The 25990-nt window shown below is 70.0% G+C and carries 23 protein-coding genes, 1 tRNA gene and 1 pseudogene; 7 read left to right on the forward strand and 18 right to left on the reverse strand.

What is annotated here, in order from left to right:
- Positions 1-54: 54 nt before the first annotated feature.
- From ACFSE6_RS05175 to ACFSE6_RS05215, 9 genes are all read right to left on the reverse strand, one after another.
- Entirely contained in the window at positions 55-1062 is a 1008-nt protein-coding gene (locus ACFSE6_RS05175; protein WP_388003012.1) for a hypothetical protein, read from the reverse strand.
- 62 nt (positions 1063-1124) lie between these two features.
- On the reverse strand, positions 1125-2129 hold the full coding sequence (locus tag ACFSE6_RS05180) for a hypothetical protein (protein WP_388003015.1): 1005 nt from the start codon (positions 2127-2129) through the stop codon (positions 1125-1127).
- Positions 2119-2886: a triose-phosphate isomerase gene (locus ACFSE6_RS05185; protein WP_388003018.1), complete on the reverse strand. Its 768-nt coding sequence runs from the start codon at positions 2884-2886 to the stop codon at positions 2119-2121. Before ACFSE6_RS05185 ends, ACFSE6_RS05180 begins: the two co-directional genes overlap by 11 nt.
- Positions 2879-4603 carry a dihydroxyacetone kinase family protein gene (locus tag ACFSE6_RS05190; RefSeq protein ID WP_388003021.1) on the reverse strand — a complete coding sequence of 575 codons (1725 nt, stop codon included), beginning with the start codon at positions 4601-4603 and terminating at the stop codon, positions 2879-2881. The genes ACFSE6_RS05185 and ACFSE6_RS05190 overlap by 8 nt, the downstream gene beginning before the upstream one ends.
- A gap of 12 nt (positions 4604-4615) precedes the next feature.
- Positions 4616-5173, reverse strand: a complete 558-nt coding sequence (gene hxlB, locus ACFSE6_RS05195) for a 6-phospho-3-hexuloisomerase (RefSeq protein ID WP_388003024.1) — start codon at positions 5171-5173, stop codon at positions 4616-4618.
- A complete protein-coding gene (locus ACFSE6_RS05200; protein ID WP_388003027.1) occupies positions 5170-6213 on the reverse strand; it encodes an ABC transporter permease in 1044 nt (347 codons plus the stop codon). The genes hxlB and ACFSE6_RS05200 overlap by 4 nt, the downstream gene beginning before the upstream one ends.
- A gap of 14 nt (positions 6214-6227) precedes the next feature.
- Complete coding sequence (locus ACFSE6_RS05205; RefSeq protein WP_388003030.1) at positions 6228-7253, reverse strand: ABC transporter permease; 1026 nt, start codon at positions 7251-7253, stop codon at positions 6228-6230.
- Positions 7250-8818: a sugar ABC transporter ATP-binding protein gene (locus ACFSE6_RS05210; protein ID WP_388003033.1), complete on the reverse strand. Its 1569-nt coding sequence runs from the start codon at positions 8816-8818 to the stop codon at positions 7250-7252. The genes ACFSE6_RS05205 and ACFSE6_RS05210 overlap by 4 nt, the downstream gene beginning before the upstream one ends.
- A gap of 52 nt (positions 8819-8870) precedes the next feature.
- Positions 8871-9932 carry a substrate-binding domain-containing protein gene (locus tag ACFSE6_RS05215; protein ID WP_388003036.1) on the reverse strand — a complete coding sequence of 354 codons (1062 nt, stop codon included), beginning with the start codon at positions 9930-9932 and terminating at the stop codon, positions 8871-8873.
- Positions 9933-10219: 287 nt separating this feature from the next.
- On the opposite strand from ACFSE6_RS05215, the gene ACFSE6_RS05220 reads away from it, so the two are divergent.
- The gene (locus ACFSE6_RS05220) at positions 10220-11041 is read left to right on the forward strand and encodes a DeoR/GlpR family DNA-binding transcription regulator (RefSeq protein WP_388003039.1); all 822 of its coding nucleotides are present in this window, start codon (positions 10220-10222) and stop codon (positions 11039-11041) included.
- A gap of 72 nt (positions 11042-11113) precedes the next feature.
- Positions 11114-11572, forward strand: a complete 459-nt coding sequence (locus tag ACFSE6_RS05225) for a MerR family transcriptional regulator (protein ID WP_388003042.1) — start codon at positions 11114-11116, stop codon at positions 11570-11572.
- Between the two features lie 9 nt (positions 11573-11581).
- On the opposite strand, the gene ACFSE6_RS05230 is transcribed toward ACFSE6_RS05225, so the two are convergent.
- Positions 11582-12286, reverse strand: a complete 705-nt coding sequence (locus ACFSE6_RS05230; protein ID WP_388003045.1) for a TetR/AcrR family transcriptional regulator — start codon at positions 12284-12286, stop codon at positions 11582-11584.
- 480 nt (positions 12287-12766) lie between these two features.
- Here ACFSE6_RS05230 and ACFSE6_RS05235 point away from each other — a divergent pair, with 480 nt between their 5' ends.
- Entirely contained in the window at positions 12767-13519 is a 753-nt protein-coding gene (locus tag ACFSE6_RS05235) for an SDR family oxidoreductase (protein ID WP_388003048.1), read from the forward strand.
- A gap of 31 nt (positions 13520-13550) precedes the next feature.
- Entirely contained in the window at positions 13551-14369 is an 819-nt protein-coding gene (locus tag ACFSE6_RS05240) for an SDR family NAD(P)-dependent oxidoreductase (protein WP_388003051.1), read from the forward strand.
- Positions 14370-14614: 245 nt separating this feature from the next.
- Here the strand turns inward: ACFSE6_RS05240 and ACFSE6_RS05245 are convergent, their stop codons facing one another.
- The 7 genes from ACFSE6_RS05245 to ACFSE6_RS05275 form a co-directional block, all read right to left on the reverse strand.
- Entirely contained in the window at positions 14615-15013 is a 399-nt protein-coding gene (locus ACFSE6_RS05245; RefSeq protein ID WP_388003054.1) for a hypothetical protein, read from the reverse strand.
- A gap of 42 nt (positions 15014-15055) precedes the next feature.
- A tRNA-Ala gene (locus tag ACFSE6_RS05250) sits at positions 15056-15128 on the reverse strand.
- 130 nt (positions 15129-15258) lie between these two features.
- A complete protein-coding gene (zwf, locus tag ACFSE6_RS05255; RefSeq protein WP_388003057.1) occupies positions 15259-16695 on the reverse strand; it encodes a glucose-6-phosphate dehydrogenase in 1437 nt (478 codons plus the stop codon).
- Positions 16696-16831: 136 nt separating this feature from the next.
- Complete coding sequence (locus tag ACFSE6_RS05260) at positions 16832-18058, reverse strand: hypothetical protein (RefSeq protein WP_388003060.1); 1227 nt, start codon at positions 18056-18058, stop codon at positions 16832-16834.
- A gap of 180 nt (positions 18059-18238) precedes the next feature.
- A complete protein-coding gene (locus ACFSE6_RS05265) occupies positions 18239-18847 on the reverse strand; it encodes a GNAT family N-acetyltransferase (protein ID WP_388003063.1) in 609 nt (202 codons plus the stop codon).
- Complete coding sequence (gene glp, locus ACFSE6_RS05270; protein WP_388003066.1) at positions 18847-20061, reverse strand: molybdotransferase-like divisome protein Glp; 1215 nt, start codon at positions 20059-20061, stop codon at positions 18847-18849. Before glp ends, ACFSE6_RS05265 begins: the two co-directional genes overlap by 1 nt.
- Positions 20058-21032: a UTP--glucose-1-phosphate uridylyltransferase gene (locus tag ACFSE6_RS05275; RefSeq protein WP_388003069.1), complete on the reverse strand. Its 975-nt coding sequence runs from the start codon at positions 21030-21032 to the stop codon at positions 20058-20060. The genes glp and ACFSE6_RS05275 overlap by 4 nt, the downstream gene beginning before the upstream one ends.
- A gap of 64 nt (positions 21033-21096) precedes the next feature.
- Between ACFSE6_RS05275 and ACFSE6_RS05280 the strand changes: the two genes are divergently transcribed.
- Entirely contained in the window at positions 21097-21759 is a 663-nt protein-coding gene (locus tag ACFSE6_RS05280; protein ID WP_388003072.1) for a 5-formyltetrahydrofolate cyclo-ligase, read from the forward strand.
- Positions 21759-23030 (forward strand): endo-1,4-beta-xylanase, encoded by a 1272-nt coding sequence (locus ACFSE6_RS05285; protein ID WP_388003075.1) that lies wholly within the window; start codon positions 21759-21761, stop codon positions 23028-23030. Before ACFSE6_RS05280 ends, ACFSE6_RS05285 begins: the two co-directional genes overlap by 1 nt.
- Before the next feature lie 33 nt (positions 23031-23063).
- Here ACFSE6_RS05285 and ACFSE6_RS05290 read toward each other — a convergent pair whose 3' ends face one another.
- Entirely contained in the window at positions 23064-25724 is a 2661-nt protein-coding gene (locus ACFSE6_RS05290) for a penicillin acylase family protein (RefSeq protein ID WP_388003078.1), read from the reverse strand.
- Here ACFSE6_RS05290 and ACFSE6_RS05295 point away from each other — a divergent pair.
- Positions 25630-25983: pseudogene (locus tag ACFSE6_RS05295) on the forward strand (FmdB family zinc ribbon protein); the annotation flags it as partial. The gene ACFSE6_RS05290 and the pseudogene ACFSE6_RS05295 overlap by 95 nt on opposite strands.
- Between the last annotated feature and the right edge of the window lie 7 nt (positions 25984-25990).

Consider the following 25990-nt stretch of genomic DNA (forward strand, 5'->3'; position numbering starts at 1 on the left):
CGGTGTACGGCGTACACCAACTGCGTCGAGGTTAGAGTGTACGTCGTACACCCGTCAAGAGATGGGCGCCGGCGCGGGCGCCGGGACGTGTCTCCGGCAGCGCTGCCGGGTGACCCGCCACGAGTAGATCGTCAGGGCTGCCAACGCCAGTCCCCAGATCAGGAAACTGACGTAGACCGTGGCGAACGCCCACGGGGCGATCTCGGAGTCGTCCACCTCGGTGACGCCGAGCGCGAGCGGAATCAGCATGGCCGCCCCGGCCAGACCGGCCGGCAGCAGCATCACGGAACCGAGCGCGCCGACGGCGAGAGCGGGTAGGCGCACCGCCGCGGTCCGAACCCTGAGGCCGAGGACGATCGAGACGACCACCGAGATCCCGGTGAGCACGACGGTGTCACCGAACCCGGGCGAGGCCAGGGTGACGTCGTCGAAGGCGTGGCCGACCAGGCCGACACGGGAGCCCAGGCTCCACGCGATCTTGAGAACGGTGTACGGCACGGCAGCCACGATCGACACTGCCGCCAGCCACGGCACGGCCCGCCGCCATCGCTCCCCCACAGCCGGCGCGTGCGGATCGGTGCGTCCGCACCGGACACAGCGGCCTCGCCCCCGTCGCCGGCCCGCCACCAGCCAGGCGGCGACGAGCGACGCCGCAGCCACGACGGTCAGATGGGTGAGGGAGACGAGCCACACCGGTTCGACGTCGAACGAGCCCGACCCGCCGGTTACCCGCGCCGCGACCCAGACGAACGCCATGAGCACGGTGTGCGGGATCGCAAGCAGGCTGCCGGCGAGCAGGAGCGTACCGGCCACCCCGGCGAGCGCCAGGCGGGCGTGGCCCGGCGGCGAGTCCGCTCGCGAGTTGGACAGCACCACCGCCGCCGCACCGACGGCTGCCGCGGCGGTCAGCCAACGCGGCGCCGTCGGCATCGCGACGGGATCGACCGCACCCGATGCGGCGCACGCCGCCAGCAACGCCACCACGGTGGCGCAGGCTCCGACGACCAGACGCCCCAGCCTGCTCGGTTCGTCACGCTGATCCACGGCCGGGGAGGAGGTCATACGGCCAGGCTATTCTTACGGCGTATAACTCATCAAAAGCTCCGCATCGAGGCGAGTGCGAACTATGAGTCCTCGTGCCAGCGCTCGTACCACCGCTCGGGGAGCTCGACGAGAAGGTGGTCCAGCTCACAGTCGGTAACGACGGGACGACCCGACCGGGTGGCGTCGTTGAGTTCGCGCAGGCGCCGGGCCACCGTGCGTCCGGCCCGCTCCCCGGCATCGAGAACGTCGCGCCAGATCGATCGACCCGCGACGTACCCGGAGGCACCGGCGGTGCAGACCAGGTCGACCTGGTCGAGGAAGTCGTCGTGTCCGACCCCGGCGGAGAGCAACACCCATGGCGCCGAGGTCTCCGCGGTGATCTGAGCAGCGGCCTCCATGGCCGCGTCCCGGCCGAGCCGAGATACATCTCCGGGGAACTCGAGCTTGAGAATGTCCGCGCCCGCGCGGTCGGCAGTGATCGCCGACTGGACTACTCCGGCCGCCCGGCGCTCCGCCCAGCTGCGCGTGGTGGTGTCCTCACCCGGGAGGGGGTACCAGATGGGCTCGACAAGCAGCGGCAACGAGAGGCGGGCCGCGTCAGCGACGAGCGCATCGAGCAACTCGCGTTGCTGGAGGGCCGAAGGCACTTCGGGGCGGTAGAACCACAGCAGCTTGGCCACGTCGGAGCCGGCCGCCTTGATCTTGTCCAGGCTCCACCCTGCGCGCAGGCGGGTGTGCCGCACCGCCGGCCGGCCGGTGTAGTTCTCCTCCTCCAGCGCCGCCATGGCGCCGACCTCTGGCGGCAGAGCCCCGGCAAGACCGAGGTGGCCTACGCCGTACATCGCGTCCACGAGCAGGGCGGAGACGGCAGGAGCGGCAGTGCGGACGATGCGCTCCTTCGCCCGGACGACGTCGGCGAAGCTCACCTGATCGCGTGGCCCGAGGAGGTCGACGAAGTCAGCGAGGTGGTCGATCGCCAGCACGTGGAAGTAGCCCTCGGCCGAGAGGGTGCGCTGGATGCCACGCACCTTCCCGGGATCGCGAGCCGCACGTAGCTGGACGCCGTGCTCAACGCTATGCACCATCTGTGGGCACTCCCTCGGGGCGCATCTCGTCCAGCACGGCGCCGAAGACCTCCACGTCATGTGCGCGTCGGCCGAGCGCGAGCCCATCGGCGACGTCGGCGAGGTCGCGGTACATGCCTGGACCAGCGGTGCCGCCGTAGAGCAAGGTGAGCTCACCGATTCCGGTGGCAGCCTCGCGGACCAGATTAAGCACCGCAGCGATGTGGTCTGTCGGAGCGGGCCGGTCAGCGCCGATCGCCCAGTGGGGTTCGTAGGCGAGGATCGCCCGGCAGCCCCTCTCTACGGCGCCGAGCACTCGGCGCACTTGGCCGATGACCTCGTTCGCGGCGCTCTCGGGGTCGGTGGGGCGCTGTTCGCCGGCGCAGATGAACGGGGTGAGCCCGGCGGCTACGGCGGCCGCGGTTTTCGCGGTCACGATCGCGTCGGTGTCACCGAGGCGGCGCCGCTCCGCGTGGCCGACCTCGACGAACGACGCACCGACCTCGGCCAACAGCTCGGCCGGCAGCTCACCGGTGAACGGACCACGCGATTCGGCCGAGCAGTCCTGCGCGCCGAGCGCAATGCCGCAGTCCGCCGCGCGTGGGGCAAGCGACGCGAGGCTGGTCGCGACCGGCATTACTCCGACGCTGATCCCTGCGGCGCGGCCGGCGTCGATCTGGTCGGCCGCGCGGTCGAACCATGCGAGCGTCTCGGCGTGGCCGAAGTAGGCCTTCAGCCCGACGCACACCACCGGGCGTGGCGGTTGGGGGTCAGTCATCGCCCGCCTCGAGGGCGCGAGCGAGGCTGCCGACGACAAGGGCGTAGGACAGGGCGCCGGGGTCGGGGTGACCGACGGACCGCTCTGCGAGGGGGCGGGCCCGACCCACGCGTGGGCTCAGATCCGCCGTGGCACGGGCGGCGTCGTCGGCCGCGGTGGCCGCCGACTGTACGGCCGCCCCGAGGGGGACCCCGCGCCCGACCGCCTCTACGAAGGTCTCGGTGGCCGGGGCGATGGCGTCGAGCATCGACTTGTCGCCCACCGACACGCGGCCGAGGCGTGCGATGCAGTCCCGGAAGGCCTCGGCCCCCGCAACCACCTGCTCCGCCGTCGGCGTTCCGGTCTCGTCGAACTGGGTACCGAAAGCGCGAGTCGCGGCGCCCCACAGGGCGCCGGAGGTCCCACCGGCACGCTCGGCCCACGCGTCGCCGGCCAGTCCGAGCGCAGCTTTGAGGCCGGCACCGCGGGAGACCGCGGCGGACATGGCCTCAAGAGCGGCGCCGAGCCCCCGGACCATGCCACGTCCGTGGTCGCCATCACCCGCGACGGCATCGGCATCACCCAGGTCTGTTTCAGCGTCCCGCACCGCCTCGAGTGCGGCGGCCAGCAGCTGGGTGGCCGTCTCGGCGGCCTCCCGCGAGGCCGCGCTCGCGTCCGGGATGACTGCTTCGATAGCCAGGTCCGTGTCCGCCATGTCGTCGGCCGATGCGCGCAGGCCGGCGACGCTGCCTTTGCGGTACCCGGGCCCATAGGCGGGAGCGGTCCAGTACTGCTCCAGCTCGTCGTCCAGCCACGTCAGGGTCAACGAGAGTCCCTCCATGTTCAGGGACGTGATGATCTCCCCGACCTCCGGCTCCACCGGGGTCCAGCCGCGGTCGGCGATCAGCGGCGCCAGGTCCCGCCAGAACAGGAAGAGCTCTTCCTGCTTGGTGGCACCCATGCCGTTGACCACAACGGCGACCCGCTCCCCGGCGTCCTCGGGCACATCTGCGGCGATGTGGTCGAGAAGCGTGCGGGCCAGCTCATCCGAGGACAGCGCCGGCACGTTCTCCAGCCCGGGCTCGCCGTGCGCGCCCATGCCGATGGCCATCTGCCCGGCGGGCACCTCGAACAGCGGCTCATGCGCTCCGGGGAAGGTGCATCCGCCGAATGCCACGCCGACCGTCCTGGTGCGGTCATTCGCGCGCCCGCCGACAGATACCACCTCTTCCAGCGATCTCCCGGCATCGGCGGCGCCGGCCAACACACGCGCGACGACGAAGTCCCCTGCGAGCCCGCGACGTCGCTCGCGTTCGGTGGGCGGCGCGCTGAGCACGTCGTCGTGGACGATGAGATTGGCGGCCGCGATGCCCTCGCCCTGAAGCCGCTCGGTCGCGCTGCCGAAGTTCAGGACGTCTCCGGCGTAGTTGCCGTAGCAGAAGACGACACCGCCGCCGCGGTCGGCGTGCCGTGCGACCGTGTACGCCCACTGCGCGGACGGTGAGGTGAAGATGTTCCCGACTACTGCGCCGTCGGCCAGACCGGGCCCGACGAAGCCGGCGAACATGGGGTAGTGGCCGCTGCCGCCCCCGAGGACGATCGCCACCTTGCCATCGCGCTGGCGTCCGCGGCGCACGACACCTCCGGGCACCTGCCGAACCAGGTCGGCGTGCAGCTGCACGAAGCCTTCGAGCGACTCCTCGGCGAAGGCGGCCGGATCGTTGAAGATGTGCGTCATCAGGCGCTCCCGCTACTCGACGTTGCGATGACGTGGGGACAGCTCATCCAACCCCAGGCCCCTCAAGGCGACGAGGTCGAGCAGCAGCAGGTCGAACACGACCAGCAAGGCCTGTTCGAACAGGCTGCCCATGGGCTGGATGGAGGCGACGACGTCGTCCCCCGCCCGGTAGGCGGACCCGGGGACGCGCAGGACCAGGTCTGCGGCCTCGACGGTGGGACCGTTCGCGCTGGCCGTCACCACCGCCAGCCGCGCCCCCTGCTCCTGGGCTCGGCGAGCGACGTAGTCGATGTGCCCGATCGCTCCGGATCCGCTGACTGCCAGCAACAGATCGCCCGGACCGATCGCGGGAGTGGTGTCGTCCCACACCCAGTGCGCGTCCAACCCGGCGTGCATGAGCCGCATGGTGAACGCGCGCGCGCTCAGTCCCTCGCGCCCCACGCCGATGACGTGCACGCTGCGGGCGGCAGACAAGGCAGACACCAGCGACTCGGCCTCCGCCGTGTCGACGCGGTCGACCGTGGCGGTGAGCTCGTCCAGGACTCGACGGGCATTGGCGGCCAGGCTCATCGGGTCCCCACCTCCTCGCTCTGTGCCGGCTCCGGACCGGGCTTCGGGGCCAGTCGTGGCCGATGCTGGCGGGCGACGTAGTTGCCGACCATCACCGCCAGGAGGAGCGCGCCCCACACGAGATTGGTGAAGTACGGCGACAGCTGCATGGCGTTGAACGCGCTGGAGATGCCCTGAAGCAGGAGAAGCGCGATCACCAGCATGCCCACCCGGCCTCGCCCGCCGTAGGGATTGAAACCCGCCAGCACGACGACGAGGATTGCCTGCAGGAGATAGGACTCACCGAACCCGGTGCGGGCCGAGTTGACCCGGGCCACCATGATGATCCCGGCAACACCGACCAGGACCCCGATCATCACGTAGCTCAGCAGGATCGTGCGTTCGGTGCGTCCTCCCGCGAACCGAAGAGCGACCTGATTCTCGCCGAAGAGGTACAGGCGGCGCCCGAACCGAGTCCGGTTGAGCACGAATCCGGCGATGGCGAGCGCGAGGACCAGCAGCAGAAACACCGCCGGGACGCCGGCGAACGTGGCGTTGACGAAGTCCCCCACGACCGGGACGACGACGGGAACGCTCTGTCCGGAGGTGGCGGCCATCCCAATCCCTGAGTACAGGATCATCGTGCTCAGCGTGGCGAGGATGGGCGGGATCGAGATCTTGGCGATGAGGAACCCGTTCAGCAGGCCGCACAACATGCCGACGACCACGCAGGTGAGCGCCCCGAGCAGGGCGAGCTGGACGCCGTTGCCCTCGGTGACGGGGATGAAGCGCCCGGAGACGACACTCGCTCCTGCGATGCCGGCGAGCACGGACGCGCTCACGACGGACAGGTCGATGCCGCCGCTGAGCATCGCGATCCCCATGGCCAGTGCGAGGAAGCCGAAGCCACTCATCTGGATGGCCATCGACTGCAGGTTCGCCGGTGCGAAGAACTCGACGCTGAGGAAGGCGGCGAACAGCACGACGGTGATTACAGCCGCCACGACGAGCACGATCAGCTCGCTCTCGTAGCGCAGGATGGTCCGCAGTTTCTCCACCATGTCCGGCTCCGTTCCTACGTGGTGGCGAAGACGAGCGCCCGGCGGTTGCGCGCTCGCTGCCGGTAGTACATGACGATCAGGCTGGCCAGCAGGACGCTGCCGAAGAACAGGTCGTTCCAGTTCGAGTCGAGCCCGAGGAAGACCAGCGTCGAGACGAACAGGCGGAGGAGGACGACACCGAGCAGGGCACCGAGGACCGTGCCGACTCCCCCGGTTAGCCGCACACCCCCGACGAGCACCGCCGCCAGCACCAACAACTCCGTCCCGATGAGGGACACCGGATTGACGTACTTCAGTTGGCTCACGTACATCACGCCCATGAGAGCGCCGAGGAAGCCGGTGTAGGAGTACACGAACAACTTCGTCGCGAATATGTTGATCCCGAGCCGGGACGCAGACTCCTCGTTGGACCCGACGGCGTAGATCGACCGGCCGAGCATCGTGCGCTGCAGGATGAACCAGGTCAGTACGGCGAAGAAGGCCACGATGGCGACGTATACGGACAAGCCGCCGTGCCCGGGGATACGCAGGATGTCCACCACACCGAACTCCACGAGCGACTGCGGCATCTGCACCCGCGAGTAGCTCGTCGTCCCGAGCAGGACGGCCATCGCGCCGTGGTATGCGCTTGCGGTGCCCAGGGTGACGATCAAGGTGGGGAGCCGGAAGGCGTAGATGATCACGGCGTTGAGCGCGCCGAGCAGCGTCCCGACCGTGACCGCGACGAACAGGATGAGCCACAGGTTGTCGATGCCGGTGGCAAGTGCGGTCCGCACGCCCACGTATGCCGAGACGATCGCGATCGCCGTGAAGGAGACGTCGATCCCGCCGGAGACCAGCACCGTCAGCACGCCCAGGGCGAGCAAGGCAACTCCCGCGCCGGAACGCAGCATGTCGAACAGCGTGCCGATGTCCAGGAACAGCGGGTTCACGATGCCGACGACGGCGATGTACACCACGATGACCACAGCGAGGTAGAGCTCGACGCCCCGCAGCCGCCGGATCCAGCCTCTCGTTGTACTCACAGTCGCGGTACTCACAGTCGCGCCTCCGTGTGGCCCTCGGACGTCTGGCCCGGGTCGGTGATCAGAGAGCCGAGCCGATCCGCGAAGTCCTCCGCTGCGACGTCGTCGCTGTCGAGCCGCTCGACGATGCGGCCGTCGTGCATGACGACGACGCGGTTGCAGTTGGCGGCGATCTCCTCCGGCTCGTCGGAGATCAGGATCACGCCCATCCCGTCTCGCGCCATGGCTTGGATCCGGGCATAGATCTCGGCCTTTGCGCCGATGTCGACACCGACGGTCGGGCTGTCGAGGATGTAGATCTTCGGTGACATCGACACGCCGCGGCCGATAACGATCTTCTGCTGGTTGCCGCCGGACAGATTGCCGACGACGGTCCGCGGTTCGCGGTTGTTCACCCCCATGAAGGAGATCACCTCGCGCGCGAGTTCCCGTTCACGCCGGGTGGACAGGATGCCCGGGGCGGTGGTGACTCGGTCGAGCTGGGCCGCCGAGATGTTGCGCTCGGCGGAGTACCCCATGAACAGTCCCTGCTCCTGCCGGGATTCGGGGAGCAACGCGATCCCGAGCTTCATGGCCATGATGGGGCTGGTGATCTCCACCTGTTTTCCATCGATGCGGACCGTGCCCGAGTCGGCGGGGTTGAGGCCGAAGAGCGACAGCGCGACCTCCGTGCGTCCCGACCCGAGCAGACCGGTGACACCGACGATGTCGCCCGGTCGGACGGAGAGCGAGATGTTCTCGTAGTGGCCAGCCCGGGTGAGTTCGTCGAGCTCGAGGATCGGAGTGTCGTCGTCCTGGCTGCGGACGTACGGCTCGTGCACGACCTCGTGGCCGGTCATGTGGTACGTGAGCTGGCCCGTGTCCATCTGGTCGGCCGCGAAGTCGCCGACCTTACTGCCGTCCCGGAAGACGGTGACGGAGTCGGCCACCTCCATGACCTCGTCGAGCTTGTGGCTGATGAACACGATCGCCAGCCCGAGTTCCTTGAGTTCGGCCACGATCCGCAGGAGGCGCCGCACCTCCTTGGTGGTCAGTGCGGTCGTCGGCTCGTCCATGAACAGCACACGGGCGTTCATGCTGAGCGCTCGGCAGATGGCGACGATCTGCCGGTTGGCGAACGAGACAGAGGAGATCGGTACGTCCAGGTCGAGCTCGACCCCCACGCGCGCGAGTGTCTCCCTCGCAATCTCACGCATCCGGCTCCTGCGCACCACCCGCGTGCCGTCATGGATCAGCCGGTTCATGGCGATGTTCTCCGCGACCGACAGGTCGTCGAAGAGCGCGAGGTCCTGATAGATCACCTGCACGCCGGCGGCGATGGCCTCCCGCGGGTCGCCTCCGGCGAGAGGCTGCCCGTGAACGGACACGGTGCCCGAGTCCGGTCGGTGCACCCCCGAGACGATCTTGACGAACGTCGATTTCCCGGAGCCGTTCTCACCGATGAGGCAAGCCACCTCACCCGCTCTGACCTGCACACTCACCCCGCGGAGAGCGCGCACCCCGCCAAAAGTCTTCTCCAGGTCGGCCGCATCCAGCGCTATTGCCTCACCCGTTGTCGGTTCGGCTTCGTCGTCCTGCACCGTGTTCCTCCCGCACCATCACCGGGCTGTGTCAGAAGGGGAAGTCCCCGTGTCAGAAGGGGTATTCGCCGTCGGAGAACTGACCGGACTCAAGGAGCATCGTCGCGTTGCCGCTGACGATGCCGTCCTCGACCGTGACGTCGTCGTATCCCTCGTATCCGAGGTCGTCGCCGGTGGCGACGTCCTCACCGTTGACGAGCTGCATCGCGACGTAGCAGCTCACGTAGCCGGCGCCGGCCGGGTCCCAGGTCTGGGCGTGGGTGATCCAGCCGTCGTCGAGATACGGGCCGGCGATGGAGGGCAGGCTCAGCCCGGACGTGGCCACGTCGGTGTTCCCCTGCTCCTCGAGGATGGCGGCGAAGTTCGCCAGTGCGGAGACCGACGTCCCTACGAAGCCGGCCAGGTCCGGGTACGCGCGCAAGATCTCCTGGGCGTTGCTGCGAGCGGTCGAGTCGCTGTTGTTGTCCTCGTACGGCTGGTCGGAGACGACTTCGATATCGGGGTAGTTCTCCTCGATGTAGTCCAAGCCCGCGTTGTACCAGGCCATGTGAGTCTCGGAGGTCAGCGAACCGACCTCGCCGACGAGCTGGCCCTCGCCGCCCATGGCCTCGGCCAGCGGAGCGAACATCTGCTCGCCGAACTCCTGATTGCTGAACGCCTCGACGTCGAGGTCGATGCTCTCGGTGCCGGCGAGCGCCGGAGCCTCGTGCGTCACCACGACGATCCCGTTGTTCCGGGCACGCTCGAGCACCGGTGCGACTGCTTGCGGGTCATTCGGCACGACGACGATGGCGTCGACGTTCTGGGCGATGAGATCTTCGATCACCGCGACCTGCTTCGCCGCGTCCTCACTGTCGGGCCCGGTCTGGAACGCGCTGACGTCCTCGTGATCCTCGTCGAAGCTGGTGACGCCCTCTTCCATCCGCTGGAACCAGCTGATGCCTTCGACCTTGGGGACGAGACCGATCTCGATCTGTCCGCCGTCGCCGCCGCCGTTCCCGTCTGAGCCAGCGGCGCCGCCACCACTCTCACCGACCGAGCCACACGCGGCGAGCATCATCGCGCTGGTGACGGCGGCAGCAGCAGCCAGCGGAGCCCTTCTCCTTGCACGCATCGCTGTTCTCCCTCGAACGTCGGACTGTGACACGTACGTTGTCGTCACAGCCATGCTGTTGCTGTCCGCGGCAATGTAACACCATGCAGTCGTCAACGTCACGAGCTATCACGCGTCACTGTTACGAATACTCAAGACGCCATTCCAACCGAACACTCCCGTATCACGCCATGACCTGGAGAAGCGCCCGCACGTCGGCTTACGCCCCGGAGGTAACTGGCCGGGACATACTGTGACAAGCTGTTATGCAACCGTGATATTGCCGCATCGACGAAGAGGGGCGGGCCATGACAGATGTGACGCTGGAGAGTCCCGACGGCGAGGTGACGCGTGCGCGTTTCGCTCGAGCCAAGGCCACCCGGCTCAAGCGCATCGCCGACGCCGTACGGCTCGAGGGCTTCATCTCGGTCGATACGCTTTCGCAGGACCTCGGGGTCAGTCGAATGACCGTCCACCGGGATCTCGACGAGTTGGAGAAGGCGCGGGTGCTGCGCAAGGTCCGCGGTGGCGCGTCCGCCGAGCGCTCGACGACGTTCGAGAGTGACTTCCAGTACCGCGCCAACGCAGCGCTACGGGAGAAGAAGGCCGTCGCGCACGCCGCCGCAGCCCTCGCCAGCGACGGCGACGTCGTCGTCATCGGCGACTCCTCGACCACGAGTCACGTCGTACCCGACCTGGCCGCGCTGACCAACGTCACCGTGGTCACGAACTTCTTGCCCGTGATGGAGTCGGTCGCGCGCGAGGCGAGGTTGGAGCTGATATCCCTCGGCGGCCAGTTCAACCCCGAGCACCGGGCGTTCGTCGGCCTGCTGTGCGAGCAGGCGCTGTCGACGTTGTACGCGGACGTGCTCTTCGCATCCTCGTCCGCCCTGCTCGGCTCGGACGTCTATCACCAGTTCGAGCCCATCGTGAAGGTCAAGCAGGCAATGATTCGATCCTCCCGGACCCGGGTACTCCTGCTCGACCACACCAAGCTCGGCCGTGGCGCGCTGCATCGCGTGGGGCCAGTCTCCGACTTCACGCACGTCGTGGTCGACGACCAGGCCGATCCCGAACAGCTCGCGCCCGTCCGTGATGCGGGCGTCGAGGTCATCGTGGCGCCGGTCTGATCGAGCGCCGGCCGCATCTCCGGCGACCGGCGACCTTGACCTGGAGTGCGCTCCAGGGCGGAGGATGACGGAATGACCAGCACGGCGTCGACGCCCGCACCGGGCTTGTCCATCGGCGAGGTGGCACACCGCACGGGTATCCCCATCGAGACTCTGCGCTTCTACGACCGCAGTGGTCTGCTCGGCGATCTGTCCAGGAACTCGGCGGGGCACCGGATCTTCGACGAACGTGCGATGGGGCTGCTGGACGTCGTCGTGCGGTTGCGACGTACCGGCATGCCGGTCGACGACGTGCGTGGTTTCGTCGACCTCGTGCGCGACGACCGGGGCATCCCCGATCGCATCGCCCTGCTGACCGCGCACCGCGAACGGGTGGCCGCGACCATCTCTCAACTGCAGGCGGACCTGGCAGTCGTGGACTGGAAGATCGCCGCCTACACCGCAATCGACAGGGGCGGTGAGCCACCGGAGCCGCCACCCGGGTGGCCGGCTCCCGGGGCGCCGCTCCCCCACCCCGACGAGCTCGGGTGACACCCTGGTTCAGCTGCGCGCGTGCGCGATCCTGTCCAGCCACTCACCCATCAGCCTGCGCTCGGCGTCGGTGAGTTCGGCAAGACCGTCCAGGCCGGCCCGCAACGTAACGGCCGCCGCGACAGGCGCTCCGTGACCTGCGTCATCGGCGCGGTCGCCGTCGGTGGTGATGGCCTCGATCACGGCCTCCCGGGCCAAGGTGGACAGGCCGGCGTCGCGCTCGGCCTCCGGCAGACCGATGAGGGAGAACACCGCGCCGCGCCCCGCCGCGTGGACGAGCTGCGCCGCCCGCGCCTCGGGCACAGCGAGCCGTCCGGCTTCGGCCACCCGGTGGACGATGCCCGCCAGAATCTCGTCCGCGCGCCGTTCCGCGGACGACCTCCTCGCGTCAGGACGGGGCGAGCCGTAGATCGCGGCGTAGATGGCCGGGTTCTCCAGGCCGAACTCGATGTGCAGGTCCCAGCCACGGCGCAGATCCTCCACCGGGTCCTCGCTGGGGGCCTGAGCTACCTTGCTGTCGAGATAGGCGGCCATGCCGTGGCCGACGACGGCATCGAGCAGCTGATCCTTGTCGCCGAACAACCGGTAGATCGTCGGCGCGTGGACCCCGGCAGCCGCACTCACGGCGCGGGTGGTCATCGCGGCCGGCCCGCCGTCCGCCAGGAGCTTCATGCCCGCCTGGATGATGCGCTCTCGTGGGTCGTCCGTGGCCATGTTATCGATGGTAACAGCACACCGCTTGCAACAGTTCGCGAGGACGTTGCCGGTTACCTCGGCGGCGCCGTGGACGACGGCGGTCGCCGCAGCCAGACCGATGCCGCTGGTGCCGCCGGTGAGGATGGTGGTACGAGCCCCGCTCGCGGCTTGAGGTGCCATGGTCGTGCCCTTCTCGAGTCGTCGCCGCGACGACCGCCGTCGCGGCACGATCCAGCCTGGTCGCACCCTGTGAGACTGTGAATGCTTGTTCATCGCTGATTCTTGCGCGAGAGTCCAGAGCACGGGTGACCAGGTTGTCCGGGAGACTAGTACCAGTGTTAACGCTCCGGGGGTTGCATCGCTAGCAGTTCGCGCTACCATTGGTAGTGCGAATGTGATTCCATCGCTAACACGTCGTCGGTGTCCGCCCGGCGACTGCACCCCTTGCCGGCCCCTTCCAGACCGGCACCCCACTCCACTCGCGAAGGAAGCAACCCCATGACCAGTACTGACACCGCCCCGAGCGACTCACGCGTCGCCCTGATCACGGGCGCGTCCGGCGGGATCGGCAAGGCCGTCGCCGAGCGGCTCGCGGCCGAGGGCTACGCGGTCGCGGTCCACTACGCCGGGAACCAGCAGAAGGCCGAGACACTCGCCGCAGCGATCACGGCCGCCGGTGGGCGTGCCATCGCCGTCGGCGGTGACGTCGCCGACGAGACCGCCATGGCCGCCGCGTTCGACGCGGCCGAGTCCGCCTTCGGTGGCGTCGACGTCGTGGTGAACGCGGCCGGGATCATGATCCTCTCTCCGATCGCCTCGTTGGATCTCGACGACCTGGACCGGATGCACCGCACGAACATCCGCGGGACCTTCGTGGTCTCTCAGCTCGCCGCCAACCGCGTGCGTGCGGGCGGCGCGATCGTCAACGTCTCCACGTCGGTCACACGCACGCAACTGCCCTCCTACGGCGGCTACGTGGCCTCGAAGGCGGCCGTGGAGGGGCTCGGACTGATCCTCGCCCGCGAGCTGCGGGGCAGGGACATCACCGTCAACACGGTCGCCCCCGGGCCGACCGCCACCGCGTTGTTCCTCGAGGGTAAGAGTGAGGAGCTGATCGAGCAGCTCGCGGGGATGAACCCGATGAACCGGCTCGGCGAACCGGAGGACATCGCGGAGACCGTGGCCTTCCTCGCCGGTCCGGCGCGCTGGGTCAACGGTCAGACGATCTTCACCAACGGCGGTATGGCCTGAGCCGTACGGGAGGAGGAGGGAGGCCGTTCGGATGAGCAAGATCTGGTTCATCACCGGCGCCTCGCGCGGTTTGGGTCGCTCGTTCGCCGAAGCCGCGCTCGGGCAGGGCGACCGGGTGGTGGCGACCGCGCGCCACGTCGACGGCCTGCAGGGTCTGGTCGACAACTACGGTGACGCGGTCCTGCCACTCGAGCTCGACGTCACCGACAAGGCCGCCGTCGAGAAAGCGGTCGAGCGGGCGATCGACCACGTCGGGCCCCTAGACGTCGTCGTCAACAACGCTGGCTACGGCCTCTTCGGTGCCGTCGAAGAGATCACCGAACACCAGCTGCGGGACCAGCTGGAGACGAACCTGTTCGGGGTGCTGTTCGTGACCCAGGCCGTCCTTCCCCACCTACGCACGAAGGGGTCGGGTCACATCATCCAAGTCTCGACGATGGGTGGCGTGATGGCCGTGCCGCTCATGGGCGGCTACCACGCGTCGAAGTGGGCGTTGGAAGGTCTCAGCGAGTCCCTGGCGCGGGAGGTCGCCGGCTTCGGGATCACGGTCACCCTGGTCGAACCGGGGCCGTACGGCACGGACTGGGCCGGCTCCTCGGCCGTGCGAGCCGCACCGAACGGCGTCTACGACGAGCTGCGCGAGCGGCTCGAGGCGAGGCGGAGCGGCTGGACGCCGGGCAACCCGGATGCCGCCGGTCAGGCGCTCTTGGAAATCGCGAACTCCGACGATCCACCGCTGCGCGTGTTCTTCGGAACGATCGCACCGGAGCTGGTCCGATCGGCCTACGCCGACCGGCTCGAGACGTGGGGCGAGTGGGACGAACTCGCCGCTCGCGCTCAGGGGAACTGACGGGCATTCGGCCCGGGTCCGTGCGATGGGCCCGGGCCGCGCTGTTCGGACATTCACGCTACAGACGCGCGGTGCCACCGAGCTTCTCGACTCCTGACCGAACGGGACCGAGAAAGGGAGGCGGCCGAACCGTCGACCGAGTGCCCGGCCACTCGTGCAGCACCGGATCGTCCGTGACCGGCCGCCCGCCCCCCAGCCAGCACTGGCCGAAGAGCTCTCCGGCCTCGACCACCGCGCCGGCCACGTCAGCGGCGGCGGAGCCAGGCCTTGACGGCCTTTTCCGTCCGGCGATTGCGTTCGCGCAACGGACGCGCCCATCGCGGGTAGACCGCGTCCGGCAACGGGACGAACGGCAGGAGCACGATCACCAGGGCCAGGAACAACAGAGCTGCGATCGGAAGGGCCACCAGCATCAGGTACGTACCGACCACCGGGAGAGCAGTCATGGTGAAGCACCAGCACATCCCGCCGATCACGGGGGCACCGAGGACTGTCATCCGCTCGTCCCGCCTGAAGCTGCCGAACTCGTTGCCCATCCACGTCCGCGCGGCGGGCGAGCGTCCCCGGCGCGCCCGGACGGAGTAGCCGATCAAGGCCAGACCGATGACGAAGGTTCCCGCGGACACCAGCAGGCGGGTGAGCATCGGGCCATCCATCCGCCCAGGATCCCATGTCCGAAGTTTCGGTGGAGCTAGCGGGATTCGAACCCGCGACCTTCTCGTTGCGAACGAGACGCGCTACCAACTGCGCCATAGCCCCGCGTGCTCGCCAAGAGCAGGAACCAGGCTAGCACCGAGGCGGAGGCGAACGTGAAGTCCGGACGGCGCCGAGCCACTCGACGCGACGCATCTCACAGGTCACAGGTGACGCACCGGCGCGACCGGTCACGTCAGCTCGGGTCGCGCCACCCGCGCTCGAACGGCAGGCGCCAGGTGAAGGGCGCGATGAGCTGGTGGATCTGGTTCGGCCCCCACGAGCCTTGCCGGTACGGGCGGACGACGGGCGGGTTCTCCAGCAGCGGAGTGGAGATCTCCCACAGTCGCTCGATGCCGCGGGCCGAAGTGAACAGCGTTTTGTCCCCGCGCGCGGCGTCGTAGATGAGGCGCTCGTACGCCTCCAGCACCGCGCCGGCCCACCCGGTCTCGGTCATCGTGAACTGCATCGACAGCTTGTCGAGCTTCATCCCCGGCCCAGGGCGCTTGCCGTAGAACGACAACGACATTCGCGGGTGGTCGGACAGGTCGAACGTCAGGTGGTCGGGCCCGTGGTCCCCGACGCCGGAGTGACGCGGGAACATCGACCGCGGCGGCTCCTTGAACGCGATGGAGATGATCCGCGCGCTCTCCGCCATCCGTTTGCCGGTGCGCAGGTAGAACGGCACGCCGGCCCAGCGCCAGTTGTCGATGTAGCACTTCAGCGCGATGAACGTCTCGGTCTCCGACTCCGGAGCCACGCCCTCGAGATCGCGGTACCCGTCGTACTGGCCGCGAACCACGTCCGCCGGGTCGATCGGCGAGATCGAGCGGAAGACCTTGCCCTTCTCCTCCTGGATGCCCTCCGGCGTCAGCGACGTCGGAGGCTCCATCGCCGTGATCGCGAGGACCTGGAACAGGTGCGTCACCACCATGTCCCGGTACGCGCCCGTGGCCTCGTAGAACTCGGCACGCTGAGCTAGGCCGAGATCCTCAGGCACGTCGATCTGGACGTGGTCGATGTGGCTGCGGTGCCAGATCGGCTCGAACAGCCCGTTGGCGAAGCGGAACGCGAGGATGTTCTGCGCGGCCTCCTTCCCGAGGAAATGGTCGATCCGGTAGATCTGCTCCTCGGTGAAGACCTCGTGCAGCCGCTGATTGAGCTGCTTGGCGCTCTCCAGGTCAGTGCCGAAGGGCTTCTCCATGACGATCCGGCTGCCGTCGACCAGGCCCGACTCCTCCAGGGTGCGCACCACGGCCATGGCGGCCTTCGGCGGAACGCTGAGGTAGTGCATGCGCGTGACGTTGCCGTCGAGTCCGGCCTCGGCCTTCTCGACGGCAGCCCGCAGCCCGGAGGCGCCCTCGGCACCTGGCGCCCAGTGCAGCCGCTCCGAGAACGCCGACCACGCCTCCCGTTCGACGTCGGATCCGCCGAACTCCTCGACCGCTCCTCGTGCGAAGTCGATGAACGACTCGTCCGTGTGCTCGTCCAGCGACGTTCCCACCACCTGGACGTCCCGCAGCAGGCCCGTCTGAAAGAGGTGCAGCAGACCGGGAATCAGTTTGCGGCGCGAGAGGTCACCGGTCGCTCCGAACAGGACCACGGTCGTAGGTCTGACCGTCACATCGTCCACTGTGCCCTCCTGACGTGTCCGGCAGATGACGCGCCCGGAACGTCCGCGCTGGTCCGTCCGCGACGCCCACGGCCCTCACAGTCTCTCGGCAGAGGTGCCCGCCGGGCCAGTGGGTCAGGCCGACCGCCCGACAGGGTCAGGCGCCGGCCGCCCGACGGCGGGCAAGCACCTCGTCGAGATTCAGCGCCGGCGCCGCCGGCTCCTCCTCCGCTCGCGTCGCCTCCGGCGTCGACCCGGGGCTCGAGGGTCGCTGCGGGACGGCGGCCGAGGGCGATTCCTCCTCAGGCACGTACGGCTCGACGTCGCGACGCGGCGCAACCGGCTTGAGCGTGTACGACGGCGCGGGCACCGGGACCGGGGTCCACTGCTGCAGGGCTGGCGCCGGCTCTTCCTGGGCCAACGGGCCCTCGTCCGCGGGGGCACGGCCGGGCGCCCGCGGCTCGGGCTCAAGGGGCGTCGTGTCCGCGGGAGGCGCCGGCGTCGAAGCCTCCTGCGCGACTGGCCTCTCGGCGCCCAGGGGCGTACCGGCCTCGGCAGGTGCGCTGGCCCGGCGCGACTCGGAGGTCCCCGCCGGGACAGCCACCTCGTCGGCCACACCGACCAATTCCGTCGGGCGCTTGCCGTGGTGGACCGGCGCATCGGCGCGCGAGACGGTGCCGGCCCCGGACCGGGCGACCGGTCGAGGCCGCGCCGTCGGCCGGTGAGCCGCCGTCGGCCGGGGACGTGCCGCCGACGGGGCGGCCACCGACGTCGCGGAACGCGCGGGCGCATCCTTCCGCTCGCGTGGCGCGCCTCCGCGCACCGCCTTCAGCCGCGACTCGAGCCGAGCCATCTCGGCGCGGTCGCGCCGATCGTTCGCACGAGCCTTGACGGCCGCCCGGCGGCCGAGCACGAGGACGGTGGCCAGGAGCAGTGACGGTGCGAGGGCGACGGGCCACGGCAGCAGCGCGGCGCCGGCAGCGGCCCACGCGGCTCCGGTCAGCACCAGGAGCGCGAGGGTCAGGACGAGGCGGCGCCGCGCGGCAGCAGCACGCCGGGAGACTCGGGCGGCCCGGGCGGCGCGCGCGGCGGCCAGCGCGCGTGCGTCGTCAATGACGCGCTCGCTGCGGGCTCGGGGCGGTGTCATGGTGCCCTCCGGTCGTCGGGCGGCGGACGTGTGCAGATGCGGTGTGGCACCGGTGGTGTGCCCCCGGGAGTTCCGGTCCCGCGGTGCGGCGCCGGTGGCGACGATCCTCAGATCACCGGAGAACCGGTCGTCGACTCGCGAGTCGAGCAGCACCTGCCGGGACCGCACCAGGTGCGGGAGCAGATAGCCGAGGAGGATCAAGGTCAGCGCGGCGACCACGTATCCCTGAAGCTCCACGCTCCAACGCTAGGCGCCGAACGACGGCGTTCCGGCGAGCACTGCCGGTGTGTCTCACACAGATGTGATTTACTCGCGCGTTCCGGCCGGTCGGCACGACTTTGACCACTCGGCACAACATTGACCACTCGGCAGACCTTTGACGACTCGGCACAACTTTGACGAGTCGCCGGTTGGCGGTCAGAGGCGGACAGCGTGCCCTCGCTCGCGCAACCGGCGCACCAGGCCGCCCGGCACCTCCTCGGCCGTCAGGGCGAAGGAGCGGTGGTCGCGCCAGTCGCCGGCAATATGCAGGAAGCGCCGTCGCAGCCCTTCGTCGCGGAACCCGAGCTTGTCCACCACCCGCAACGAGGGCGCGTTCTCCGGGCGGATGTTGATCTCGATGCGGTGCAGCCCGAGCTCGAACCAGGCGTAGTCGCAGGCCATGGCGACGGCCATCGGCGTGATGCCACGGCCTGCCATGTGACGGCTGATCCAGTAGCCCACGGACGCGGACCAGAACGAGCCGCGCACGATGGTCGAGACCGAGAGCTGGCCGATCAGCTCGTCACCGACGTCGACGACGAACGGCAGACCGGTCCCGTCCCGGCCGTGCACCCGCAGGTCTCGCACGTACGCGGCGAACGACTCCGGCGGCTCACCACCGGGCGACGTCGCCTCCCAGCGCTGCAGCCAGCCCGTGTTCTCGGCGCGCAACCGCTGCCACTGCGCGCGGTCTCGCCGGCGCAGCGGCCGGAGGGTGACGCCCTCCTCCGTGAGTGTCACCGGCCACCGCCCGGCGCTGCGCATCACTCGTCCAGGAGCAGGCAGTGCAGCGTTGTACCGGGACCGACGTAGGTCACGTCCTCGGGCACGACGGCGAGGGCGTCGGCGCGTGCGAGTGCCGACAGCAGGGGCTTTCCGGGGGCGCCGACCGGCTCGGCCCGGTAGCCCTCCTGCGGGCTGCCGCTGAGGGTGGCCCGCACGAACTCGCGGCGTCCCGGCGGGCTCGCCCACGGGGTGGTCACGGCGGCCCGGACCGAGTCGCGGTACACGTCGTGATATCCCGCCATCGAGAGCAAGGCGGGGCGGACGAACGCCTCGTAGGCGATCTGCACGGACACCGGGTCCCCGGGTAAGGCGAAGATCGGGGTGGCTTCGCCGACGTGCCCGATGCCGAGCTGACGCCCGGGCCACATGGCCACCGAGTCGAACCGGACCGTGCCGAGCGGCGCCAGCACCTCCTTGACGGTGTCGTTGGCGCCGTAGCTCAAGCCGCCCGTGGTGAGGATGAGGTCGGCGCGGACGAGCTGATCCTCGATGGTCTCGCGCAGCTGCCGGGGCTCGTCCGGCACGGCCGCGACCCGGAAGGTGGTACCGCCGGCGTCCTGCACGGCTGTCGCCAGGGCGTGACCGTTGGCGTCGTAGACCTGCCCGGGCGCGGCGGGCCGGCCCGGTTCGACCAACTCGTCACCGATGGACAGCACCACCACGCGCGGCCGCGGATGGACACTGACCCTGCCGCGTCCGACAGCCGCGAGCAGCGCGATCTGCCGGGCGCCGACCCGCTCCCCCGCCGGCAGCACGATCTCCCCGGCCTGGAGGTCCTCGGCGCGTGCGCGCACGTTCTCCCCCGGCTCCACCGCCGCGCGGATCGCGACCTCGGCCTGGCCGAAGTCGGTCTGCTCGATCGGGACGACGGCGTCGGCTCCGGTCGGCACCGGCGCACCGGAGGCGATGCGCACGGCAGTGCCGGGAACCAGGCGGATCGGGTCACTGGCCCCCGCCTTGACCTCGTCGAGGACCCGCAACGTGGTCGGCGACCTGTGCGCGGCGGTGCGGGCCTCCTCGGCCTTGACGGCATAGCCATCGGTGGCGGCGAGGTCGGCGACCGGGAGATCCGCGACGGCGACGACGTCCTCGGCCAGGACGCAGCCGACCGTGTCCGGCAGCAGGACGTCGAGCGGCGGCAGCGGGCCCACCGCCGCGAGACAGGCCGCGAGATGCTCCTGGACGCTTCTCATGGTGCCGCCGGGGGACGCGGGGCCTCGCCGTCGGGCCGGGAGGAGAGCTCGACGTGCCGACCTTCCACCCATCGGCTGAGCCAGGCGGAGAAGTCGGCACCGAGGTCGTCGCGGTCGGCCGCGAGCGCGACGACGGCCTTGAGGTAGTCGAGCTTGTCGGAGGTGCGATGCCGTACACCGCGGAAGACGACGCCGTGCAGTCCGCCGCCGTCGGCGTCGGTGGCTGTGAGGGCACGTAGGGCGTCGGTGAGGTCGACCGAGCCACCGTTGCCCGGCCCCTGCTGTTCCAGCGCAGCGAAGACCGCCGGGGTCAGGACCATCCGTCCCAGCGGCACGAGGTGCCGCACACCGGGTTCGGCGGGAGGGCCGGTGACGAGCTCCCGGACGGTGACGACGTCGCCGATCGGCACGTCCCGGACCGTCACCTCGGTCGGTTCGACAGTGGCGGCAACGGTCTCCAGTTCGTCCGGTTCGACCTCGGCAAGCGCGAGGACCGATCCCCCGAGTGCCTCCTGCGCCGCGACGAGGTCGACGAGCAGCGTCTCGTCCTCACCGATCAGGTCGTCGGCCAGGGCCACCACGAAGGGTTCGCCGTCGACGTGGTCCCGCGCCCGGAGCACGGCCTCGCCCGTCCCGGCGTCGGCGTCGGCCCGCGCGAAGTGAGTCCGCGCGAGCGCCGAGGAGCGCCGCACGGCCGCCAGCCGTGACGGGTCGCCCTGCTTCTCGAGCGCGGCCTCGAGTTCCGGTGCCGCGTCGAAGTGGTCCTCGATGGCCACCGATCCGCGCCCGGTCACCATGAGCACGTCCTCGATTCCGGCCTCTGCCAGCTCCTCGACGAGGTACTCGATGATCGGCTTGTCCACCAGCGGCAGCATCTCCTTGGGCACGGCCTTGGTGGCGGGCGCGTAGCGGAGGCCGCGTCCGGTGGCCGGGACGACGGCCTTGCGCAGGCGCGGGGTGAATGCAGACATGCCCCCGAGGTTATCGGCCCGGATCCGGTGGCCAGTCGCGAGTCCGCCTGCGAGACTGGGGGCCATGCACCGTACGCAGGTGGCCTTGCCAAAGACGGACGGCCTCGAGACGGAGGACGCCAAGCAGGTGCTCAGACCCGTCGTACGGGCGGCGCGCCAGGCTCGGTCGCGCAAAGAGCGTGAGCGTGCCGGGCAGGCGCTGGCCGCCCATGCGATGGAGGCGATCGGGTCGGCCGAGTGTGTCGCCGCCTACGTCTCCCGTGAGACGGAGCCGAGCACGCACGCGCTGCTGGAGGCGCTCCGCGAGCGCGGCACGCGGGTGCTGCTGCCCGTCCTGGGTCCCGGCCTGTGCCGCGAGTGGGCCGATTACCGGGGGCCGGAGGATCTCGAGGTACGCGCCCCGGGCCGACCTCCCGAGCCCTCGGGTCCGACGATGCCCACCGAGGCGATAGGTCAGGCCGACGCCGTCGTGGCGCCGGCGTTGGCCGTCGACGCCGCCGGCACGCGGCTGGGGCAGGGGGGCGGCTGGTACGACCGGGTGCTGCCGCACGTCGCCCCGGGCACGCCCATCTTCGCCATGGTCTTCGACGAGGAGCTCATCGCCGACATGCTGTTGCCCGCGGACGAGCACGACGTACCGATCCCGGCGGTGATCACTCCCGATCGGTGGTTCCTGCTCGAGGGCAGCGCGTTTCAGCGGGAGGCCCGGCGACAGGCCACCGCGTGATGGCCTCGCACTCCCTCTTCACGCCGCCGGCACCTGGCCGCTCCCCCGATCCGGCGCTCGCCCACCGTCGCGGCGAGGTGACGGTGACCGTCCTGGGGCGGGACGAGCACCCGCTGGCCGGCCGGGACGTCCTCGTCCGGCAGACCCGGCACGCCTTCGGCTTCGGCTGCATCGGGTTCGACCTCCTCGACCACGCCGTCGGCGCGTCCGAGGATCCTGACTACGACGCCGTCCTCGCCGAGGCCTGGCTCGGGCTGTTCGACACGGCGACCCTCCCGTTCTACTGGGGCCGGTTCGAACCCGAGCCCGCCAGGCCGGACACCGATCGCCTGCTGGCCGCGGCCCGCTGGTTCGCCGACCACGGCGTGCGGCTCAAGGGGCACCCGCTCGTGTGGCACACCGTCTCGGCGAGGTGGCTGCTGGGCAGGGACAGCCACGAGGTCGAACGACTGCAGCGCGAACGGATCCGCCGGGAGGTGAGCGACTTCGCCGGCGTCATCGACACCTGGGACGCCATCAACGAGGCCGTCATCATGCCGGTCTTCACCGCCGAGGAGAACGCCATCACCCCGCTGGCGCGCCGGATGGGCCGGGTGGAAACGGTGCGGATGGCGTTCGAGGAGGCGCGGGCCGCGAACCCCGCGGCCACGCTGCTGCTCAACGACTTCGACATGTCGACGGCGTACGAGTGCCTCATCGAGGCGGTCCTGGAAGCGGGCATCCGGATCGACCGGCTCGGCCTGCAGTCCCACATGCACCAGGGGTACTGGGGTGAGGAGCGCACGCTCGAGGTGTTGGAGCGCTTCTCCCGGTACAACATCCCGATTCATTTCACCGAGACCACGCTGCTCAGCGGCGAGCTCATGCCCGGCTACATCGACGACCTCAACGACTGGCAGGTCGAGACCTGGCCGAGCTCGCCGGAGGGTGAGGAGCGCCAGGCCGAGGAGATCGAGCGGCACTACCGGACACTGTTGTCCCATCCGTCGGTCGAGGCGGCGACCTACTGGGGTCTGTCCGACCGCGGCATGTGGCTGGGTGCCCCGGGCGGGCTGCTGCGCGCCGACGGCTCCCCGAAGCCGGCGTACACCCGGCTGCGCAACCTGGTGCGGGGCGAGTGGTGGCTGGAGCCGACGACGCTGCGCACCGACGCGGCCGGCCGGCTCACGTTCTCCGGCTTCCTCGGCGACTACGAGCTCTCGGTCGACGGTGCCACCACCGCCTTCACGCTGGCGGAGCCGGGCGCGGTGGATCTCGAGCTGCGGATCTAGCCGACCGCATGTGCCGCACCGACGCCCCGTGGCTTACCCGGGCGGCTCCAGCGTCATGCGCACCTCCTCGGCCTCCTCGACGGCCTCGCGACTGAACGGCCACGGATAGGTCTCGCCGGTGGCCCATGCCTCGATCTGGTCGGTGTAGTGGGTCGAGGCCGGATGGCCGGACGTCCCGCCGGAGGTCACCCAGGTGGAGGCGTCGAGGTCCGCCATGTCCACTGCCATGCGCAACGCCGGGCCACGGGTGACGGTGAAGTCCGGGCGGCCGAGCTCATCGACGGCGGAGGTGGAGAACGAGGTGGCGTTGACGATGGACGTGCCGCCGGCGACCTCGATGGACGACGGGTTGAACAGCCATCGCACCGGAGCGGGCACATCCTCACCACCGAGGACCGGGTGCTGCGGCGCGAAACGGTGCAGCTTGCCCCACTCCCAGTCGGCCGGATCCTTGCCCATCGTGTTCGTGAGTTCATGACGGGCGGTGACGAGAGCCTGGCGGAGGATCTCGTCGCGCCCCTCGACGACGTTGACCGTGGTCCGGTCGTCCCACCAGACGTTCTCCGGATCCTCGAGCAGCCGCTCGACGACGAGGAGCCAGCGGGATCCCCCGTCGGGTGCCTGCGCCGCGGGCAGGTCATCGGCGAAGGTGAGCTCGAGGATGTTGGTCCACACGGCGTTGAAGTACACGGCGCCGGCCGAGCTGGTGTCGGTGGGGAATCCGTCCGCGGACCATTGCCGCAGCAGATCCACGGCGTCCTCGACGAAGCCGTCCTCGACGGGCACGCTGACCAGCGCGGGGACGATTGCCGGCCCGAACGGGTTGGCGTCGTCGAGCATGATCTCGTTCGCCCGGTCGACGGTGATGTCGGTGCCGTGGGCGATGTCGTACTCGATGAGCTCCCGGATGCGTTGGGAGCGGTGTCCGGAGTCCCAGTCACGGGTGAGGAACGGTCCGCTGCCACGGGGCGCGACGGCCTGGTTGGCGGCGACGATGAACCCTTCGTCCGGATTCTGGGTCGCCGGCAGTTCGGCCGCCGGGACCCAGCCCTGCCAGTCGTAGCGTGAGTCCCAGCCCGGACGGGGCCACGAGCCGTCGGCCGGAACCGGAGCGCCCGGGACGTCCCCGCGCAGCGGGATGCGTCCGGGGGCCTGGTAGCCGATGTCGCCGTCGGCCGTGGCGAAGACGATGTTCTGGGACGGGACGTCGAACTGCGCCGCGGCTGCGGCGACGCCGTCGGCGTCCTCGGCCCGGTTGAGCGTGAAGATCGCCTCGGCGGAGCGGCCGGGCGTCAGCGCGGTCCATTGCAGCGCGACGGCGTAGCTGGAGAACCCGGCCGGCGGTGAGCCGTCCGGCACGGGCACCGATCCGGCCACCGACGTCTCCGCGAGCACGTCGGAGACGATCGGGCCGTGCTCGGTGGTGGAGACCCGCAGCACGACGGGCTCGCCGCCGTTGACCTCGATGGTCTCGCGGCGGGTCTGCAGCGGCACGCGGGCGCCGTCGCGCAGGTAGGTGCCGTCGTCGTAGGTGCGTTCCAGGACGAAGTCGGTGACGTCGGCGCCGAGGTTCGTCAGCCCCCAGGAGAGCTGGTCGTTGTGGCCGATGATGATGCCCGGCATGCCGGCGAAGGAGAATCCGGCGACGTCGAAGGTGCAGTCCTGGCTGCGTTCGGTGCAGTGCAGCCCCACCTGAGACCAGAGATTGGGTGCCGCCAGGGCGAGATGCGGGTCGTTGGCGAGCACCGGGCTGCCGGACGCGGTGTGCTCGCCGGAGACGACGAAGGAGTTGGACCCCACCGCCTCGCCACGCCCGAGCGTGGTGGGCACGGCGTCGAGGGCGCGGCGCGTGGCGTCGAACGCACGCTCGACGGCCGGGTCCGCGAACGCCTCGGCCACGCCGTCCTCGTCGCCGAGGCCGCGGCCGGGCTCGTCCGCACCGCCGGTCCCGACCGTCTGCGACTCGGCCGCAGCTCGCTCCTCCTGGGGGGCGATGATCGGCGCGTGGTCCTCGTAGGGGTAGGCGGGATAGAGCTCCTCGGCCCGGCCGACGTCACCGAGGGTGCGCAGCGCGGCCGCCCGGCCCAGCTCGGCCGCGTAATTGCCGCGCAGGTCCCAGGCCATGGCCTTGAGCCAGGCGAGGGAGTCGATCGGGTCCCACCGCTCGATCGGCCGCAGGTCGGTGGTAGTGCCCAGCACGGTGTACTCGAGCCCGAGCTCGGAGGCCTCGTGATCGCTCAGGTAGGCGTTGACACCCTCGGCGTAGGCCTCGTACAGGGAACGCGCCTCGTTGGAGAGCAGCTGCCACTCCTCTTCGGCCACGCGGCGCCATCCCAGGGTGCGTACCACCATGTCCGCCTGCAGGGCGGTCTCGTTGTCCCCCACGAGTTCGGACAGGCGGCCGGAGGTGACGTGCCGGCGGTAGTCCATCTCGAAGAAGCGGTCCTGGGCGTGCACGTACCCCTGGGCGCGCATGAGGTCCTCGTCGGTGTCGGCGTAGATCTGCGGGACGCCTCGCTCGTCGCGGACGACCTCGACTTCGCGGTCGAGCCCGTCGAGCGTGTGCGTCCCGCCGTGGTCGGGCAGCGGACGGCGGACGATGCCGGTCCCCACCGCGACGCCGACGGCGGCGATCGCCACCGCGGCGGCGAGGACGACGAGGAGCGCTTTGCGCAGCGCCGAGGATTCATGCACGTCACCGAGCGTAACCAGCGGTGTGCCGCGTCACTGCGCGCCACCACGCCGCGGGAGTACCATTGGCACTCGACGATGCGGAGTGCCAACACTCCCCGAGGTTTCGACGGAGGTCCCCGTGCCCACCTATGCCTACCGCTGCACGTCCTGCAGTCGCGAGCTGGAGGTCAAGCAGTCCTTCAGCGACGCCTCCCTGACCGAGTGCCCGGAGTGCGGCGGCAATCTGCGCAAGCTCTTCGGATCGGTCGGCGTGATGTTCAAGGGCT

This window comes from Georgenia deserti, assembly GCF_042680605.1.
GTDB lineage: Bacteria > Actinomycetota > Actinomycetes > Actinomycetales > Actinomycetaceae > Allobogoriella > Allobogoriella deserti.

Bases quoted from the DNA above. Each gene is read 5' to 3' on its own strand.
- ACFSE6_RS05175 (WP_388003012.1), bottom strand. From the start codon at position 1,062: ATGACCTCCTCCCCGGCCGTGGATCAGCGTGACGAACCGAGCAGGCTG.
- ACFSE6_RS05180 (WP_388003015.1), bottom strand. From the start codon at position 2,129: ATGGTGCATAGCGTTGAGCACGGCGTCCAGCTACGTGCGGCTCGCGAT.
- ACFSE6_RS05185 (WP_388003018.1), bottom strand. From the start codon at position 2,886: ATGACTGACCCCCAACCGCCACGCCCGGTGGTGTGCGTCGGGCTGAAG.
- ACFSE6_RS05190 (WP_388003021.1), bottom strand. From the start codon at position 4,603: ATGACGCACATCTTCAACGATCCGGCCGCCTTCGCCGAGGAGTCGCTC.
- hxlB (WP_388003024.1), bottom strand. From the start codon at position 5,173: ATGAGCCTGGCCGCCAATGCCCGTCGAGTCCTGGACGAGCTCACCGCC.
- ACFSE6_RS05200 (WP_388003027.1), bottom strand. From the start codon at position 6,213: ATGGTGGAGAAACTGCGGACCATCCTGCGCTACGAGAGCGAGCTGATC.
- ACFSE6_RS05215 (WP_388003036.1), bottom strand. From the start codon at position 9,932: ATGCGTGCAAGGAGAAGGGCTCCGCTGGCTGCTGCTGCCGCCGTCACC.
- ACFSE6_RS05220 (WP_388003039.1), top strand. From the start codon at position 10,220: ATGACAGATGTGACGCTGGAGAGTCCCGACGGCGAGGTGACGCGTGCG.
- ACFSE6_RS05225 (WP_388003042.1), top strand. From the start codon at position 11,114: ATGACCAGCACGGCGTCGACGCCCGCACCGGGCTTGTCCATCGGCGAG.
- ACFSE6_RS05230 (WP_388003045.1), bottom strand. From the start codon at position 12,286: ATGGCCACGGACGACCCACGAGAGCGCATCATCCAGGCGGGCATGAAG.
- ACFSE6_RS05235 (WP_388003048.1), top strand. From the start codon at position 12,767: ATGACCAGTACTGACACCGCCCCGAGCGACTCACGCGTCGCCCTGATC.
- ACFSE6_RS05240 (WP_388003051.1), top strand. From the start codon at position 13,551: ATGAGCAAGATCTGGTTCATCACCGGCGCCTCGCGCGGTTTGGGTCGC.
- ACFSE6_RS05245 (WP_388003054.1), bottom strand. From the start codon at position 15,013: ATGCTCACCCGCCTGCTGGTGTCCGCGGGAACCTTCGTCATCGGTCTG.
- ACFSE6_RS05265 (WP_388003063.1), bottom strand. From the start codon at position 18,847: ATGCGCAGCGCCGGGCGGTGGCCGGTGACACTCACGGAGGAGGGCGTC.
- glp (WP_388003066.1), bottom strand. From the start codon at position 20,061: ATGAGAAGCGTCCAGGAGCATCTCGCGGCCTGTCTCGCGGCGGTGGGC.
- ACFSE6_RS05275 (WP_388003069.1), bottom strand. From the start codon at position 21,032: ATGTCTGCATTCACCCCGCGCCTGCGCAAGGCCGTCGTCCCGGCCACC.
- ACFSE6_RS05280 (WP_388003072.1), top strand. From the start codon at position 21,097: ATGCACCGTACGCAGGTGGCCTTGCCAAAGACGGACGGCCTCGAGACG.
- ACFSE6_RS05285 (WP_388003075.1), top strand. From the start codon at position 21,759: ATGGCCTCGCACTCCCTCTTCACGCCGCCGGCACCTGGCCGCTCCCCC.